This window comes from Candidatus Nitrosotalea sp. FS (genome assembly GCF_011319475.1).
Lineage (GTDB): Archaea > Thermoproteota > Nitrososphaeria > Nitrososphaerales > Nitrosopumilaceae > Nitrosotalea.
Genome location: NZ_RCMC01000058.1, coordinates 1,917 through 19,637, shown reverse-complemented (window position 1 = coordinate 19,637; position 17,721 = coordinate 1,917). Strand labels below are relative to the sequence as shown.

11 protein-coding genes are annotated in these 17,721 nt (G+C 37.8%); all 11 read right to left on the bottom strand.

Translation table 11 applies throughout. The features are described from left to right. Window positions 1-38 precede the first annotated feature (38 nt). The gene (locus DYY66_RS02830) at window positions 39-1,991 is read right to left on the bottom strand and encodes a hypothetical protein (RefSeq protein WP_166286037.1); all 1,953 of its coding nucleotides are present in this window, start codon (window positions 1,989-1,991) and stop codon (window positions 39-41) included. A 3-nt stretch (window positions 1,992-1,994) separates the two neighbouring features. Next, window positions 1,995-3,209, bottom strand: a complete 1,215-nt coding sequence (locus tag DYY66_RS02825; RefSeq protein ID WP_166286035.1) for a hypothetical protein — start codon at window positions 3,207-3,209, stop codon at window positions 1,995-1,997. Next, window positions 3,206-3,952, bottom strand: a complete 747-nt coding sequence (locus DYY66_RS02820) for a hypothetical protein (RefSeq protein WP_166286033.1) — start codon at window positions 3,950-3,952, stop codon at window positions 3,206-3,208. Before DYY66_RS02820 ends, DYY66_RS02825 begins: the two co-directional genes overlap by 4 nt. 774 nt (window positions 3,953-4,726) lie before the next feature. Then, window positions 4,727-6,067: a PD40 domain-containing protein gene (locus tag DYY66_RS02810; protein ID WP_166286029.1), complete on the bottom strand. Its 1,341-nt coding sequence runs from the start codon at window positions 6,065-6,067 to the stop codon at window positions 4,727-4,729. Between the two features lie 876 nt (window positions 6,068-6,943). Continuing rightward, window positions 6,944-7,555, bottom strand: a 612-nt coding sequence (locus tag DYY66_RS02800; protein WP_218583583.1) for a hypothetical protein, incomplete at its 3' end; no start/stop codon positions are given. A gap of 74 nt (window positions 7,556-7,629) precedes the next feature. Then, window positions 7,630-8,469: a hypothetical protein gene (locus tag DYY66_RS02795; protein ID WP_166286023.1), complete on the bottom strand. Its 840-nt coding sequence runs from the start codon at window positions 8,467-8,469 to the stop codon at window positions 7,630-7,632. Further along, window positions 8,466-10,448 carry a hypothetical protein gene (locus DYY66_RS02790; protein ID WP_218583582.1) on the bottom strand — a complete coding sequence of 661 codons (1,983 nt, stop codon included), beginning with the start codon at window positions 10,446-10,448 and terminating at the stop codon, window positions 8,466-8,468. The genes DYY66_RS02795 and DYY66_RS02790 overlap by 4 nt, the downstream gene beginning before the upstream one ends. A gap of 150 nt (window positions 10,449-10,598) precedes the next feature. Beyond that, complete coding sequence (locus DYY66_RS02785; RefSeq protein ID WP_166286020.1) at window positions 10,599-11,186, bottom strand: hypothetical protein; 588 nt, start codon at window positions 11,184-11,186, stop codon at window positions 10,599-10,601. Window position 11,187: 1 nt separating this feature from the next. Next, window positions 11,188-11,808 (bottom strand): hypothetical protein, encoded by a 621-nt coding sequence (locus DYY66_RS02780; protein WP_166286018.1) that lies wholly within the window; start codon window positions 11,806-11,808, stop codon window positions 11,188-11,190. A 3,567-nt stretch (window positions 11,809-15,375) separates the two neighbouring features. Beyond that, window positions 15,376-16,641: a hypothetical protein gene (locus DYY66_RS02750; protein ID WP_166286006.1), complete on the bottom strand. Its 1,266-nt coding sequence runs from the start codon at window positions 16,639-16,641 to the stop codon at window positions 15,376-15,378. A 6-nt stretch (window positions 16,642-16,647) separates the two neighbouring features. After that, window positions 16,648-17,721: NHL repeat-containing protein (locus DYY66_RS02745; RefSeq protein ID WP_218583581.1), on the bottom strand; the 1,074-nt coding region annotated here is incomplete at its 5' end.

Here is a 17,721-nt window from a genome sequence, read left to right as displayed (position 1 = left end):
ATAGATGGGAATTTAACAAGTGACAGCCCAATATTGTTTCATCTTTCAAATCTAATCCTGTAAAATGCAATTATTGAGACTATACCTACCAATAAGACTGGAACTGCAAATGGAAATTCCGGAATGGACGTACTAAGAGTAATAACATAGATGCCATCCTCGAGTGGTCTATTATAACTAGCACCAGATGCATCCAAAGCAAACACTACATACTGTCCATCAGAGCTAATTGCAGGAAGTTCTGGACTAGTATCACCAGCATACAAAATCTGATGAAATTTTTTATCTACAGTTCCAAGCATGATGTCAAAACTTGGAACCTCACTCTGCTGAGGGATTGATACAGTCATGTTACCAAGATCATCTTGAGGATACCGCATGTCTTTCATCACAGTATCATCAAGTGAAATACTATGTAATCCGGTCCCATTCATTCCAATAGACCACAAATTGGGACCTGCAAAGTGATTGTCTGTTTTAATTATGATAGTCTTGTTGTCTTGCGACCAACCAAGACTACGCAGAGATACTATGTGTTGCCAGTCAGAAGTATGAGCATATTTGGTTGCTATTGTTTTTTTGAAATCATCCAAGGAAATTATTTTTGTTACCTTACTGTTATCATAGGATGGTAATTTACTATAATTGGCAAAATTTTGTGTAACCACATATCCATAGGCATCACCATCAAGGGTACCATCAACTGAATGTGGTGCCGAGGAATTGTACAGTCCTCTCACATGAAGATATATTTGATAAACACTATTTTTAGGAAAAGAGAATTCCTCATAGTCTGTTCCATCTTTTGCCACAATGGAGTCTTTGCTTTCAATGTATTCCGCTGGTTTTTGTTCCAGGTAAACATCATAAACTACATTTTGAAGCAATGTCCCATTAGCAAAAAATTTAATGTGTGCAGTTGAATTATTATTTGTAACAGGTGGATCCGGGTTCCAAGATATCAAGGCCTGCATACCATGACTCAGATCAATATGTGATGAGCTTTTCATTACAGGAGAAATAGAAAACGTAACAGGGATCATGGTAGAGTTCTGGGATTCAGCAAGATTTGAAAGAAAAGAATTCGAAAATAGAAAATCTGCCAATATGTCAGTACGAGATGACTGGGTATCAGCGTAAGGATTTGGAATCTGAATACCGTTGATAGTCATATTAAGAAAGGGAGATCGTGAGAATTCTTGAAACGATTTTGGAATTTCTACATGTGAAAATATCTGATGTGTTGGATCTAGAAGGTGGTCTCGTGGAACCTGAATAGACCACGAAAGCTTCATTCCAATTGGATCGTAGATAAAATCTTGTATCTTGTTAGTGGATAGAATCTTTATCTCGTATGTATTATTATCATGTAAAACCTTTGGTCGTAAAATATCTGGGACATCAGTGACATAACCGAAAGTTGGCGCATTGTTGTGGTAAGTGATACCCTTTGTTTCATACCCCAAGATCTTGACTGTGATATCGTATGCACCTGGTTCCCATAGGAATGGGCTTTGCAAGTGAACAGTTCCATTAGAGTCTGCAACAAAAGCATCATTTAGTTTGGAATCCTGTTTTGTATCAGATGCAATATTTGTAGTGGAGGAATTTTGGATCTGTAGTTCAAGTAATCCAGGATTGGAATAAAATACATTGTCTAAAACCACATTATGGTTATCATCTTTTGTGACGATGATTTGGTATGCGGTATTTGGAATAGTGATATCTCCATTTATGTCACACAGCCTAAATGTCATTGATCTTGTGGCATCATTGTAGTCATGATTAAACAAGTCTTGCGAGTTTCTGATATCAACATCCAGTTGCTTGTCTTGTACAGTTTGAGGTGAAGGATTGTACATAGGAGTAGCAGTTCTACCACCAATACCCCACCCATATACAGCACAAGCTGCAAAAGCAGATTGATAGACATGCGGTACAATAACAAGCAGAGAAATTACTACAATTATTGAAAGATACAGAGTTTTCATTTTTTATCGTATAGACTCAGGAGAAATTATTTCAAGTTTTGATACACCATGTTGAAATGGAATAATTAGTGTTCTATCTGTGATTGTACTGTCTAGTTGTTTATACTTTATTTCCTTACCATCCTCTATAATTATGAATGGACTATCTTGTCCGTGCATCTGTGGGTTAATCAATCCTCTTGGAAGAATAACAATCAATGTTCCATTTTTTGTTGTGTTTAGCAATAAATCAATGGATTTGTTTTGCATGTTAACTGTAGCGTTTTCCAGCTGACCTCCTAAAATTGTATAATTAAACGAAAGATCAGTATTACGCACATTCATTTTAAGAGTATCAAATGGCTCTACACCATGTGATTGGTGTATATTTTCAACTGCCCAGCCTAGAGCGATTAGTCTGATAGCGCTATCAGGTTTTACACATGCGGGTGAACCACCTTCGGATTTGAAGACTAATTGGAAACCTTGGTTACACAGTATTGACTTTTCATTATAACTATAAAGTCTCACCTGTTGTAATGGTGGGATTATTGAAATATTTTCATCCAATTTTGTGGAATGTATTTTTTCAGGTGGAGTATTAACATACACCATATTGGCTCCACTGATTCCCACTATTGATACATCAACACCAAAGTTAAAGCACATTGGATTCACATCCTGAAAAGCAGAAGAATCAACATTAGATGCATTATATCCAACTGCAAGCAATACGTCCCCGCACATGTATGGCACTGGCAAGTGATAATATCCCTTTGAATCAGACTTGGCTGTAACGGTGTATAAAATAACAGTACTAGCATTTTTCTGTGATCCAAAAGATATGGTACTTGGTAGGATTTTTGATATTACCACATTGTTTACAGTTATGCGGTCAAATGAAAGTAAATTGCCTGAGACATGGATGTCTTCTACTTGTACCAATAATGGGTGATCAAGTTTAGTATTGTTTACATCAATAGAGGAATTCCAACCGGATGGCTTGACATATTTTACACACATCATGGCACTAGAGTTGGGTTGCATTAAGAGCATTCCTCGTTTTGGTCCTGATGAGTTTACATTTGCAGGTACCAGTGTAGGAATTTGAGAGGTGTTGTCGTTACATTTTTTTAGAAAAGAGTCAGGTGACGTAATACTGTCAGCATAGACAGTATTGTTAATAATGACAAGACTTGCACCAAGAATTGCAATCATGAAATAATGTAGAGGTGTCATTTTTGCTTCTCCTGCTCTAAAACGGCAAGCCGCAATTCTACATCCTTATAGTCCATACCGGAGACTTCAACTTTAGTCAACGTGGCTTCACTTGACTGGCACATAGAACCTAGTGTGTTAATGTATGAAAAGTCCGAAGAATTTACCTGGTCTTTTGTATATCCTACTGCTAACGGGTAACGCTCACAGAGAGGTCGTAGTATGGATTGATCATAAAAGCCAGTTGCATTTTGTAATGGAGTGATGACATAAGTAGCAGTGAAATTTGCACCTAATGGATAATCTGCAAGATCAACAGTATCAGGTATTGTAATTATCTTAAAGGAGTTTGTATAGTCTCTTCCCTGTGTTATGCTAAAAGAGCCGTCATTATTTTCATAGTGCAGATCACGTATGAAAAGCATTCGTCCAGGTGAGAGTACATGTTGACAATTTGCTCCATTACAGTCATTATAATTGGAAGATATGGTAAAAGTGAGTCTTGCACATACAGTAGAGTTTGATTTCATCAAGAGGACTGGAACGGTATTAAGATAAGTTTTGTTTTCTGGAACAACATAGAAATTTTTGCAGTATTGGTTTGCCAAAGTGTCACTTGTCTCCTCTATGGATACAGGTCCTGCACAGGTGCCATTTGCCAATCTACCTTCAATACACATCGGTTTGTATGATTCGTAAGAGAAAGCTCCAACCAAGATGGCAGTAATTGAGATACCTAGGACTGTGAGGTGTAGAGGTTTCATTATTATTTTATCACTCCTTGAATCGCCTGAAACAAAATATCCAAAACGATATCACTACAGAACTTATGATACCTAACCATACCCACCATGGAATATTATCATACCACGGCNGACTGGCACATAGAACCTAGTGGGTTAATGTATGAAAAGTCCGAAGAATTTACCTGGTCTTTTGTATATCCTACTGCCAACGGGTAACGCTCACAGAGAGGTCGTAGTATGGATTGATCATAAAAGCCAGTTGCATTTTGTAATGGAGTGATGACATAAGTAGCAGTGAAATTTGCACCTAATGGATAATCTGCAAGATCAACAGTATCAGGTATTGTAATTATCTTAAAGGAGTTTGTATAGTCTCTTCCCTGTGTTATGCTAAAAGAGCCGTCATTATTTTCATAGTGCAGATCACGTATGAAAAGCATTCGTCCAGGTGAGAGTACATGTTGACAATTTGCTCCATTACAGTCATTATAATTGGAAGATATGGTAAAAGTGAGTCTTGCACATACAGTAGAGTTTGATTTCATCAAGAGGACTGGAACGGTATTAAGATAAGTTTTGTTTTCTGGAACAACATAGAAATTTTTGCAGTATTGGTTTGCCAAAGTGTCACTTGTCTCCTCTATGGATACAGGTCCTGCACAGGTGCCATTTGCCAATCTACCTTCAATACACATCGGTTTGTATGATTCGTAAGAGAAAGCTCCAACCAAAATGACAGTAATTGAGATACCTATTACTATTGTGAGGTGTAGAGTTTTCATTATTTTTTTATCACTCCTTGAATCGCCTGAAACAAAATATCCAAAATGATATCACTACAGAACTTATGATACCTATCCATATCCACCATGGAATATTATCATACCATGGTTCAATTGGAGGAATAGAGACAATTTTAGCAGGTGTATAATCAAGTCCATTATAGTCTAGAGTTTTACAATTTGTGTTTGGCTTGAAAATAGAATTATCAAACAATGGAAATGGCTTGCCGCCAGGAGTTGCAGCCATGATTTCTTCGGTCTTGTTAACAATTTTTGGATATACAACCTGAGCCGTATCAGGCAAGATTTCTTTTTCATATCCTACCAATCCTGAATCTATCTCAAGTGATGGTCTATAGCCATTCATGTCGAACATGAAAAGTATCTGTGTAGGATTATTCGAAGCATATACCAGTCTTGAGCCATTGGCAGAAAGCAGCGGAGTATGCGAATAGTACGTGTCAGTATTTAGTATCTTGGTGTGTGATGTTCCATCTGGGTTTATCACCGACATATAATATGCAGAAATAGAGCCATCATCAAATGCCACCTTGGACCCATCTAAGGATATTGTAAAGTCAGACTGAAAATAGATGGGTTTTGGGGTAAGGCTAACCAACTGCGTTCCGTCGTTATTTATTGTAAAAAGATATTTGAAATTGGAGTCATCAGGATTATTTCTAGAAAAGACAAGTTTTGATCCATTGCTGGATATCACGGGGGTGTGCGAAAACAACGATCCATTTGTGACATGGTGAAAATTACTGCCATCTGTTCTTACTGAGAATATTTGTGCAGGATCGGATTCATCATTGAATACAAGTACAGTACCATCAAAAGAAAGCGCAGGCCAGTCCTTTCTAGATTGGTCATGTGTGATCTGGATTTGATTTTTACCATCAGAATTAATGGTATAATAATTTGTCACCAGTCCAAGAGCATCATAACGATTGGCATAGATTATTTTGGTCCCGTCAGGTGTTATTCCTATAATGGATTTTATTGCATTATCAAAAGTAAGTTGTTTTAGATCAGTACCATCAGTATTTGCAGAAAAGATCTGGTTTATTGCACCTACTTGTTTGAGAAACGCAATCTTGGTTCCATCATAAGATATTGCAATTGCAGTCTGATATGAGATGTTGTCAATTTTATTCAAATTTCCACTGCCATTGCTGTTTACAGTATACAACGTAAAATTGGACGGGTCTGCGCTTTGAACATTTGATACAAACGCAATTTTTTTGCCAAAATATGGCGAAACTAGCGGATTACCTAACAGACTGTTCTGGTTGCAATCAGGTCCTATGTATGTCGCACTTGACTGAGGAAGAGAGCAGAAAGTAGCCATAGAAAATATTATCAGCATAGGCAAGATCAAAGTTTTCATTTTCTAAGTTTCATTCTGTAAAAAATAATTGTTGATATCATAGTCATGGTAAGAATNTATTATCAGCATAGGCAAGATCAGAGTTTTCATTTTCTAATTCCTATTTTCCATTTGATTCAGGATCCACATTTGTCGCGGTAGTTGTAACTATCTCACAGCCTACTTCGGTATAGTTATGCTCAATTTCGACTGGTTTTAGATTGACTACTACAAATCCATATGAACCATTTTCACACTCATGTTTCCCAATGTTAGAAGGCAAGTAGAGTTGTACAGTAGCAGAAGATTGATGAGTTTCACCGTTTGAGGCATAAGTATAGGAATTGTATTTCCATCCTGTAATTGACCAATTCCTTACTTTTGGCTCATTTAGTATGTCATAGAAAACAAGGTTTGCTTGTGTTTGGTTTCCATATTTTAAAAGTAGATTATCTAATGGATTTTCTGACCATCCTCTGAGTACAAGTTTTGGTACAGCATCAGGATCTACACATGCTGGCTGATGTCCTTGTTTTTTTATTGCAAGTGTGAATCCCTCCTTACATGCTATGTTTTGTGTAACAACACCTGACTTGAATTGTTTAAGAGGAGATTTTAACACGTTACTAGAGTTTAACCCATGTATGATAGGATGAGATGTAGTTAGTCCGCTATCATTTGCATTATGAAGAATTGGTGTTGCGGTAGTAGCATACCCAAATTCAACTTTTATTGGAATGTCTCCAAGTATGGTTTTCAGATTCTTGGTGTATTGTTCCACAGAAAGTGTAGCTCTTTCATCGTCAATCATAATATCAAGAGTAGAGTTTACCTCGTCAACTCCTACCCCGTTAATCNTTTCAGATTTTGTGTGTATTGTTCTACAGAAAGTGTAGCTTTTTCATCGTCAATCATGATATCAAGAGTAGAGTTTACCTCATCAACTCCTACCCCGTTAATTGGTATGTGTGATGATTTGTCCATCATCATGCTTTCCACTGTGCCTTGTGCAATCTCGAGTTTCTTGTTTAGATCTTCTTTGACTTTCTCCTTAGCTTGGAATTTTGGATCATCAAACAATGCAATGTCATTTTGTGCATCAGAATACAGTTTAGAAGATATTGGATTGATGGTAGACGGAGAACCGTTTGTGTAAATTAAATATTTTTCTCCTACATTTATGGAATAACCGCATGCTTGCAGAGTATGTGCCATGACTGTTGATGTTTGCCTAGTTGCAGTACCTTTCCAAATCTTCTCTATGTCAAAGTGTACTTGCCATTGTTGATTTCCGTAATCAGTAATGGATGTTACGTTCCCAACAAAGACATTGTCTGAGAGTAAGAAAAATTCAGGTGCGGAATAAATTGTTTCTTTAACAGCACATGTACTTGCATATACATTATGTGAGATTATTAGAAATACTGCACATGCAATAAGAACTATTATTGAAAGACGCCAATTTTTCATTTTGTACCTGTACTGGACTGACATGATTTAAAAAACTGGTGTAGGATTCTTCTAGTGTCTAGTCATCAGTACATCTAATATTTTAGAAATTTTTGTTTAAGCTCATCCCACTGTTTATCAATTATAGCCTGTGACACTTGATTGGTATTAGATATCACAATTGACATGTTATGATGAGTAAGATGTGGAGGCATTTCCATTCTGTTTTCATTTCCATAACCAGGAGTTGCGCTGTCAAACGTGGCAAGAATCAAGGTAATAGGCGGAAATGATTCCTCAACTGAACTTACTGAAAGTTTTAGAGTATTTTCCATTCCGTCAAACTCAAAAGTAGGACTGGAACGAATGAACCTTTTTGCCTCATTTAGTGCAAATTGATTATATGAATCAGGCAATAAAAATCCCCGCTGAAGTAAAGACGAAAAGGTTTGCCTGTTCACGCATACAGGAATATTGTCAGACTTTAACCACAAAACAAAATTCTCCTTGCATTGAGTATCCTCTAATGGCGTTCCTGCCCGGAATTGCTGCAAAGGGGAAGGTATCGGATCGGGCTTGGTGTAATTTTGTGCCCCAGGCGGAATAAAAAAAGGAACTTTATCATTTAGAGAATAATACGTCCAGACATTACCGGTTGCATCACTATAACCGCTCCAATAATTTATGGTTCCATTTTTTATTGCATCAATCATTTGAGTTTTCATCATCTCCATCCAGCTTGCTCCTTTGTACTGATAATATGGAGCCCATTGTTCACGCAGCGTGTTCTTGTCTATTGTATGACCTGGAAGATCATAACATGGAGCATTTGGCCAATCACCTCCAACAAGACATCCACCAAGTGCATGATTGTTCATCATGACTGGCACTAGAAGAACTGTTGTGGAGATAATAAAGAGATGTAGTGTTTTCATTTTTCACAGTCCGATACAGTAAGCAATATCAAAGGTCCACCAACACAATTTCCAGGAACAAGTATCAACCAGTATGTTCCTCGAGGTACGTCTTTTGACGCAGAGATGTTGGCTTTTAGAGTGACAGTTTGGCCATCCACAAGAGATTCAGATGGTGGGTCGTATTTCACCACAAGGCCTTCATGAGAGTATGACATTTCATTATTTTCTCTATGTACAAGTTCTACGTCATTTGTTAGATTAGCTTGAGTTGGAAAGTTGAATTTGTCAGGACATTCCCCATTACATTTTATGGTATGTAGTGTAATTTTGTATGTGATTGTAGCATTATGTCCTGGTTCTAAAACAAGATTTTTTTCCATTCTTCCATTTCCTGACTTGTCTAATTCTTCTTGCAGAGTGCCAACGTAGGTATTTGGTCCAACAACAGAGCTTGTATACAATATATCAGATATTTCATGAAAACCAGTATAGTTTTTCATCTCACTTGACACATGATAACCCATTATTGGGCAGCTCAGAGCTCCCGCATATCCCGAAAATACGGTTTGCTTTAGTATGTGAGTTAGACATTGTGGAACAACTTGTGCTGTACTGTTTACAGCATTGTCTCCAGTCAACAGTTGGTCAACGCTTACAAGTAGTTTTATTTTATCATGATATATGGTAATTCCAGCTTGCGGCAGTGTATGATTACCAAGAATTGTAATTGAGTTTGTTGCTACATGCGGACCATATTGAGTTGGAATTGGAATTCCACCAATTTTGGTGACAGTTCCATTTTGAACAAGAGCTGTTCCACCGTAGGTCTCTTCAGAACCATCATGGAATTTCATATCAAGCATTACAAAGCTGGAACCGGGAGTAATCAGGCTTCCTTGAGGAAAAGCAAAAACCACATCATGAAATGATGTTGATGCTTTCTTTGGTAGATCATACACAGAATAGCCAAGCGTGGTCTGGTAGAAAGTTTGATTATTGATTGATACAATGCCGTGGTCCTTGTCTATCCCGTCATAGGAATAATCATACAACTTGATCTTGGGTTTAGCTTCAGGATCATGATATTGAGATATTGCCCATCCACGCGATTCTAGTTTCTTTGCATTATCAGGCTTGATGCAGATAGGTGTCTCATTAGATGATTTGAAGATCAACAAAAGATCTTTCCTGCAGGCTATATCTTTTGGCGCAGTTCCTGATGTGAATTGCTTTATGGGAGTTGGAATGCTAACTGCCGTGTCATCTATTATTCCATTTGTAGTGCTTGTGATAGGAATGACCTTCTCTAGGACTTTGCCACCATACCTGAAATCAATTTTGTATGTGTCCTGGTCTTTCTTTCCATTAATAGCTAATTTGTAATAATAATACTGCTCTCCAGATCCTGACATGGACATTATGTCAGGAGTCCCCAAAGTGTCAGTTCTCAAGAGATGATTATTCTTGAAAATGTCTACATATACTGAGCCTGCAAATCTTGGTTCAACTGTTATGCTGTATTCAATTGTCTCTGTAATGTTATCTCCAGAGTATGATAATCCTACAGAACCTTGTTTTACCAATATGTTTACTGTAGAAGAGTTTATTGTTGAATCCACATTAAATGATGTTCCAACGTCAATACCATCTTCATCAATGGACCATACTCTAACAAGATAATGACCACTGATGGTATGGTTTCCTTCAATTTTAAATTGGTAACTAAATCTTCCATCCGGATCAACTGGAAGTTGGTCTTGCCTATACCAATCACCGTAGGGGTTTGAAATTGCTACCTCAAGTTGGTGTACAAATTTAGTCTCTGATTTATCTACATATCCTGTAATTGTGACGGTATCATTTGTGACATAATTTGGCTTGTCCGTCCACACGGTTAGCATAGGAGAAGTTTGGACATGCTGTCCATATGCGGAACCATTTATTCCAAGTGTGAGTATAAACGTAATAATTATTGAAAAATATAGAATTTTCATCATCTAGATGTACTGGATGGACATATCATAAAAAATTCGTGTATAATTCTTCTAGTTTAAAAAGGGTAGACCTGGTCGGATTCTACTGTACAGTGCATTTTTGCGTTCCATTGTGACTAATTTACATAAACTGGGTTCCTTTTCAGTGCATCATCATGGCAATACCGTAATCTGGATTGGTTTTGACCAGAGTTGTGTTGTAAGACCTGTTGGTTCTCTATGTCCACGACTATCAGTAGTTATATTGAATGTAAATAATGCCATTGATACTACAGTGTATTTTCCTGGTACATGTAACTGAGGCAGAGGCATCTCATAAGACATGTTGGTAAAATTACCGTTTCCCCATGGTTTCTCATTAAGATGTTCTCCAGGTCTTATTGTTTCTACACTATAATTTTCCTCGATAATCCCAAGGTTAGTATTTTCAGGCCACACAAGTGCACCCTTTTGATCTTTAATTTCTAGAACAACCAAGGGAGGCCAATAACCAACATTTACGCTTTTGTTTCCCACGTTTATCAACTCAGTAGAGATCGTTATGTTTTCTCCTACTTTGTATTCTGGTTTGTCGGATGTCTGGTTGAGAATCAGTATTGTACCATTATGTGATAACCATGTTTGTGTCGGATTGCCAAGTCGTTCTTCAAATGTAGGGTTATGTGGTTGAGAAAAGACAAGAACTAGACCAGTAACAACAATTCCCAATCCTACTAGTATTGAAAGATGTAGAGTTTTCATGTTATCGTCCAATTGGGGGCAATACTCTGATCCATCCCCTCATCCAAGGATGTGGTTCACTATGATATCCATAATTTCCAGCACATTCAAAACTATGCTGCCAATCTTTTCCAGGAAGAATTGGACCAGAGTCAAAAAGATTCCAATCACTTGTGACACTACTAGAGGTATCATCAAGATTTTCCCAAGACACAGTCTCGTTCCAACCGATAATCACGGTGCTGTTTTGTGGAGAATATGACTTGTCAGAATATGCGTTACTTGCATTCTTTTCAATGACTATGATGCCTTCCACCCCTGCAGTAAATCCATCTTGAGCATACTTACAATTTACAGGATATGACCAGTCTTGGCGTAATAGCTTGAAAGCAGAGTTTGGCTTGACACATATTGGTGATCCTTCATGATTTTCAATCAACAGTTGCAGATCTTGTCTACAGATTACATTGTTTGCGGCTATTCCTGACTTGAATTGCTTCAATGGAGATGGATATGATTCTGATGATGTGTGTGCACAACAAAAGCCATACCCCATTACATTTTGTGCAAATACCATATCAAAAGAAGATACAACTGCCACTATTCCTATTACTGCAATTATGAAATAATGTAGGATTTTCATTTCAACCCAACATAGGAATATGGAATATATCTGACGTCAATTCCAGCAGTGCCTTCCATATGGCTCTCATACGTTATTATTTCACAATTGAAGACATGTCCAATCCATGGAAAATCACTTGCAGTTATTGTAGAGTTGGCATCATATCCTACTGCAAGCGGGATTCCACCGCAATTCAGAGATGCACCGTAAAATCCTGCGCTAGTTCCAGTTTTTATAAAATAAACTATTGTCTTGTTTGCATTTGCCTCAAGTGTGGAATCATACGTCCATGCAGTAACATTTGATGCATTTTGAGTCAGATCGTTTGCCTCAAATATTCTCATTCCAATACCAGTAGGAGTATTGTTAAGATTATGGTATTGCACACATACTTTTCCAATTGAATTTACAGGCATGTATAGTACTGCAATTCCAGTATCAGATTGTGGGTATAGAGTGTCACATTTTGTATAGTAATCGTTTGTTGAAATCCCTGTTCCAAATGTAGTTGCCCAGCCACGCATTGCTAGATTCTTTCCTGTTTCTATTGTAACACATGCAAAAGAGCCATCTTCTGCCTTGATTATCAAATGAAGATTCTGACTACATTTTACATATTCTGGTTTTATTCCAGATTTGAATTGTTTTAGCGGAGAAGATGTGATTACCTTGTCTGTGTTTATTCCATATGCAGCATTTGTGGAATTTACTACAATTTGTGCGCGTACATGCATTACACCGCCAGTTGCACCAATTTGCCAGATTCCAGANCACATTCCAGAAACTGCATTATTTGGAATAGTAAAGTTAGACAATGAAAAATGTCCGGTCTTGTCTGAGAATATTTTGGCAGATCTTATGGAGTTGCCAGAGGGATCAACCAAGGACAGCTGTATCAACGTATTAGAATTTCCTGTGCCCAGTATGGAGACTTTGTCCCCTGGAAGGTATGAATTTTTGTTAACGCCTAGACCCATCATTCCACCTGATGGCGTCATACCTACTGTGAAACTAGTTGTTACCTTTGACATGAGAGAGGTNTGGTAAAGTTAGATAATGAAAAATGTCCGGTCTTGTCTGAAAATGTTTTGGCAGATCTTACAGAAGTACCATAAGGATCAATCAAGGATAACTGTATCAGTGTATTAGAATTCGCTGTGCCCAGTATGGAGATTCTGTCCCCTGGAAGGTATGAATTTTTGTCAACGCTTAGACTCATCATTCCATCTGATGGTATCATACCTACTATGAAACCAGTTGTTACCTTGGACATGAGAGAGGTTGCAGTTGCAGAATATCCTCCAATCTTGTAGTATGATATGTCAAGAACATATCGTGCAGTACCATTTGAGAGCAAATTGAGATCATGTTCAAACATGATATTTGAAGACGAGTCGTCAATTTCAAGATGAACAGCTGTAGATGGAACTCCAGATATTGTGATGACAGGCTTGTCTTGGGTTTCATAGTTTAGCTTGTCGAAGTGAATTTGAGATAGATCTCTGGAAGGAGGATAATTGTTACAATTAATCCCAGGTCCCTCTATGCATGGAGCATATGCTTGACTTGTAACAAATAATGTGAAAAACATTGAAACAGTAATTGCAACTAGAGGTAGAGTTTTCATTCTATTTTTTAATCCTCATGACATAAACAGAAATTCCAACTGTAGCTCCGCCAATAATGCTGCCAAATCCCACTACACTTAACCAAGAATTATTGTCAACATCATGTGATAGAGGTAAATCTCTAGGCGGTCCAGTCAATCCCAATTCGTTTACATCTGATTGCGACATGCATGGAGTAGACTTCCACCCTGTAGATTTTGTGTAATTATAACATCCGACTTGATCAGGTGCCGGTGGTGCAATTTGTTGTGGAATAGTTGGTATCTCGTTTAGATCAACCACATTACTAAAAGTAGTACCATTATCGTTGCTTGCCCTAAAAAATAACTCGCGAGTCTGAGATCCAGTATCTCCAACCACATAGACATTACTTCCATATCCGGTTATCTTCATGTTACTTAATCCAAAAGTTTTATTGATTTGTCCGTTCAGGTCTACTGTACCATCAAAGTNCATGAGGCATACACGTTGTTTCCAGCAACAGAGACTATAGAATCCTGCCCAATGTCCACAGGTTTTGCATCATTTCCAGTAAGCTCAATTGTTTTTCCAATGGTAGTATCACCATCAATGATTCGCTTGAACATCAGATGATCAGTTTCAGTTCCATCTGGCATAAAGTGCACATCCCACCATTTTACAGAGACGATAGANCATAAAGTGCACATCCCACCATTTTACATAGACAATAAAATCACGGGTAACAAGATGAATGAAATCAGTATTGTACATTCCAGTAGAATTATTGTCTTGATTTATCTTGATTTTTGGACCAAAAGTTTCTCCACCATCTTTGCTTACTCTGAAAATTAGATCACTATTCTTTTTGTCACTTGTCATCTCAGACCATGCTACATACACATAGTTTCCTGATGTGGCAACCTTTGGCGCAAAGTCTGTAGAATTGTTATCACTCAGATCTACGGTATTGCTAAAAGTTGTTCCTCCATCTCTGCTTGCCCTATATAGTACACCGATTGGCCCCTGGATTCCCCCATACTTGCCTTCACCTACAACATAGACATTGGTTCCAGACGCTGCAATCTGTGAATAATCCTCGCTACTTTCAGGCATGCCAAACAGTTTCACGGGATTGTCAAATGTTGTCCCATTGTCATTGCTTGCGGCAAACAAGATCTCAAAGCTGTTGCCAGAATTTATGACATTGTCAAATGTGAGATATACGTTATTTTCAGTTGCAGCGATATTGCTTATGCCTCCGATTGGAGCGCTAACTGGAATTTTATCTTCAAATGAATTTCCATAGTCTGAGCTTTTTTTGAGTATATTACCTAGTGCGATATACAAGTTGTTTTCATGTGAAGCCATTTGAGAGAAGGTAGGTCCATTGAAGCTATTTCCCATACTGACAACATTTTCAAAGGTTTTCCCACCATCATTGCTTGCTCTAAATAATGTATGGTAGACATTCTCCTTTGGATCATAATTAGACCACACAATGTAGACACTATTTCCTGAAGATGAAACCTGTGAAATATACGAAGAAGGTCCTCGCATNTGTGTTTACAACTAGTACGATTAACAAAGTTGCAATTATTGAAAGATGTAGAGTTTTCATTTCTATGGGACTATCTTTGAATTTCCAAGATCTATTAACGACGCCGTTCTGTTGTCACCATTATGTGATGCTTTAATCTGAATATCCACTGTATCCCCATACTTCCATTGTAGATTTACTGGCAANGAGTTGGAGTGGTGAAGAGTTTTTGATTTCACTTGTTACTTTTAGTTTTGCTGAATTGGTACCATTTAATGGAGGAGTTACAATGTGTTGTGTATTTTTTGGTAAAATGGTATTGTCATTGGTCCCAGAGTCTTTTTNTTGCAACTACATTGCTTATGCCACCGGTTGGTGTACTGACTGGAATTTTATCTTCAAACGTATTTCCATGGTCTGAGCTTTTTTTGAGGNAGTTTCGAGTTTTCATTTTCAAGATCATTTTTCTAATGGAGTAGAGTATGCTGTAGTGTACACTTCTGCAAAATGTTGTATCACAACATGCCCCCACTCGTCTCCCCCCACTAGAGTATAGTTACCAACATCAAAGGAGTGATGCTGATCATTGTACATAAAATCAGGTATCACAAGATGTGCCTTCATATCTGTCAGACCAGGGCAGGTAAATAGAGTATCACATTCTTGTGTTGCTTTGCTACTTGAGGGTTCAAACGTATAGCTCTTGATTAAGGAAGGAGCAGGACATGGAACATTCTCATAAATGACAAGTGATTTTGCACTAGACATGTTTTGTTCTGTGTAGTAACCTTTCATAATAGATATTCCAAATGGGAGATATGAGCACAATCCAGAGCTCATATCGATGCGCGGCCAGTTGTCAGATTTTGCTAGAGTAAGAGGGACAGAGCCAGTATTGTCAAGCCCGATATCGATATTTATTGGCTCTGCAGGATTTTCATATTCAGAGTCTATCGAGAGGAAGAGTTGGAGTGAAGAGTTTTTGTTTTCACTTGTTGCTTTTGGTTTTGCGGAATTGGTATCATTTAGTGGAGGAATTATTATGTGCGACATGTTTTTTGGTAAAGTGGTATTGTCATTGGTCCCAGATTCTTTTGGTTCTAGTGAGACAGGACCTCTACCGGGGTTGTAACCAAAATTCTTCAGACTTGACATCGCCCAGCCTCTTTTTATCAATGTTATAGCAGTGTCAGATTTGACGCATATCGGAGAATTATCTTTGGTTTTGAGAATTAATTCAAGATTTTCTTTACATGTGACATCTTTAGCTGCAATTCCGGACTTGACTTGCTTTAACGGCGAGTCAACATGTAAAGGACCTTTAGTTATGCAACAAGGCTTTGTACCATCATAGTAAAATTTTGCCTCTGCTAGTTGCTGTGAACTAGACACAACAGATACTGAATAATTTCCTGACTTTATCCACAGAGGACCTGCAGCAAAAAGTGTTTCAGAAAAATGTCCATCGGCATCAGGGGTCAACTGAGATATTGCAAGTTTTTGGTCAAAGGGATCAGAGATGACAATCACAAGATTGGTTGAAAATAGTTTGTAAACAGTTCCTGTTATCATTATTTGCGGTTTATCAGAATTTGATTTGTCAATTTGCACATTTATTGTGGCCATGGAAGTATTGGTATTGTCTGCAAAGATTTGATTTTCAAGCAGAGACATTGGTATTACAATTCCAGATATTATAATTATTGAGAGATATAGGGTTCTCATTTTATCTCAAACTCTTTTCCTGAACATAAATACTGCAATTGATATTCCAGCTGTTATTGGCATGCCAATTTCGGCCAAGACTGTGGCATTGTTGATATCAACGCTCTGACGTTCAGTTTGTTTTTGTTTCTCAGTCTGCGAACGTACCGTATCTAGTTGTTCTTGAAGTGTTGGTGATGAACTAGTATTGTTGTACTGGGCTCCACCATATCGTGCGTTATCTGTCTCTTCTTTTATTCCAAGTATTTTTGTTAGTGATGGGTCTATTGACACATACAATGATTTGATGTATTTTCCATTATTATCATAGAGTGCATAAACTGCTTCTACTGAATCCAATGTACAAGAGTGAAACGAGTTTGTTATCCCATTGAATTTATAATCATAACCTTGCACTTTTGATTTGAATTCACTTGAGTCAAGAACCAGATTAATTGCAGTTTGATTATTTGATGATATGCCTAGATTTTTTGAACATTCCTCCATCTGACGTGCTACTTGGTCGTACGCATTTGGCAAGCTTGCATTTGTCGATTTGGTAGAATTTAAAAAGTCTGGAAAGACTATCTGTGAATTTGTTGACTGGTTTGACTTGAAAACTAGAATACGGTTGTTTTCAGAATCTGTAACCCATAGGTTACCATCCTTGTCAAAAGCTAGACCCTGAGGTTGGTTAAGTGAATTTATGGTGTGTCCCATAGTATCAATGGCTCCAGCATTGAAGCTTGCTTGTCCTAGAATCAATGAAGCCTGTTGTCCATTTGTAAAAGGTGGGACAAATTCCAACACACGGTTATTTCCAGAGTCTGTAACCCATAGGTTACCTTGTGAATCAAATGTTATGCCATAAGGATCTCTAAATGAGCTTGCGTTTGACGACGCGCCTTCTCCACCTGTCACAAAGTCTTGATGTCCAAGTACTAGTGAGGCACCTTGATTGTTTGAAAACGGCGGAGCAAACTGCAATACTCGATAGTTTACAGAGTCGGCAACCCAGAGATTTCCTTTGGAATCAAATGCAATCCCAAGTGGAGAGTTCAGTGTACTTGCTGACATGCCAGAATTTTGGGTAATGTTTCC

Bases quoted from the DNA above. Each gene is read 5' to 3' on its own strand.
- DYY66_RS02795 (WP_166286023.1), bottom strand. From the start codon at position 8,469: ATGAAAACACTACATCTCTTTATTATCTCCACAACAGTTCTTCTAGTG.
- DYY66_RS02780 (WP_166286018.1), bottom strand. From the start codon at position 11,808: ATGAAAATCCTACATTATTTCATAATTGCAGTAATAGGAATAGTGGCA.
- DYY66_RS02810 (WP_166286029.1), bottom strand. From the start codon at position 6,067: ATGGCTACTTTCTGCTCTCTTCCTCAGTCAAGTGCGACATACATAGGA.
- DYY66_RS02750 (WP_166286006.1), bottom strand. From the start codon at position 16,641: ATGAGAACCCTATATCTCTCAATAATTATAATATCTGGAATTGTAATA.
- DYY66_RS02830 (WP_166286037.1), bottom strand. From the start codon at position 1,991: ATGAAAACTCTGTATCTTTCAATAATTGTAGTAATTTCTCTGCTTGTT.
- DYY66_RS02825 (WP_166286035.1), bottom strand. From the start codon at position 3,209: ATGACACCTCTACATTATTTCATGATTGCAATTCTTGGTGCAAGTCTT.
- DYY66_RS02785 (WP_166286020.1), bottom strand. From the start codon at position 11,186: ATGAAAACTCTACATCTTTCAATACTAGTAGGATTGGGAATTGTTGTT.
- DYY66_RS02790 (WP_218583582.1), bottom strand. From the start codon at position 10,448: ATGATGAAAATTCTATATTTTTCAATAATTATTACGTTTATACTCACA.
- DYY66_RS02820 (WP_166286033.1), bottom strand. From the start codon at position 3,952: ATGAAACCTCTACACCTCACAGTCCTAGGTATCTCAATTACTGCCATC.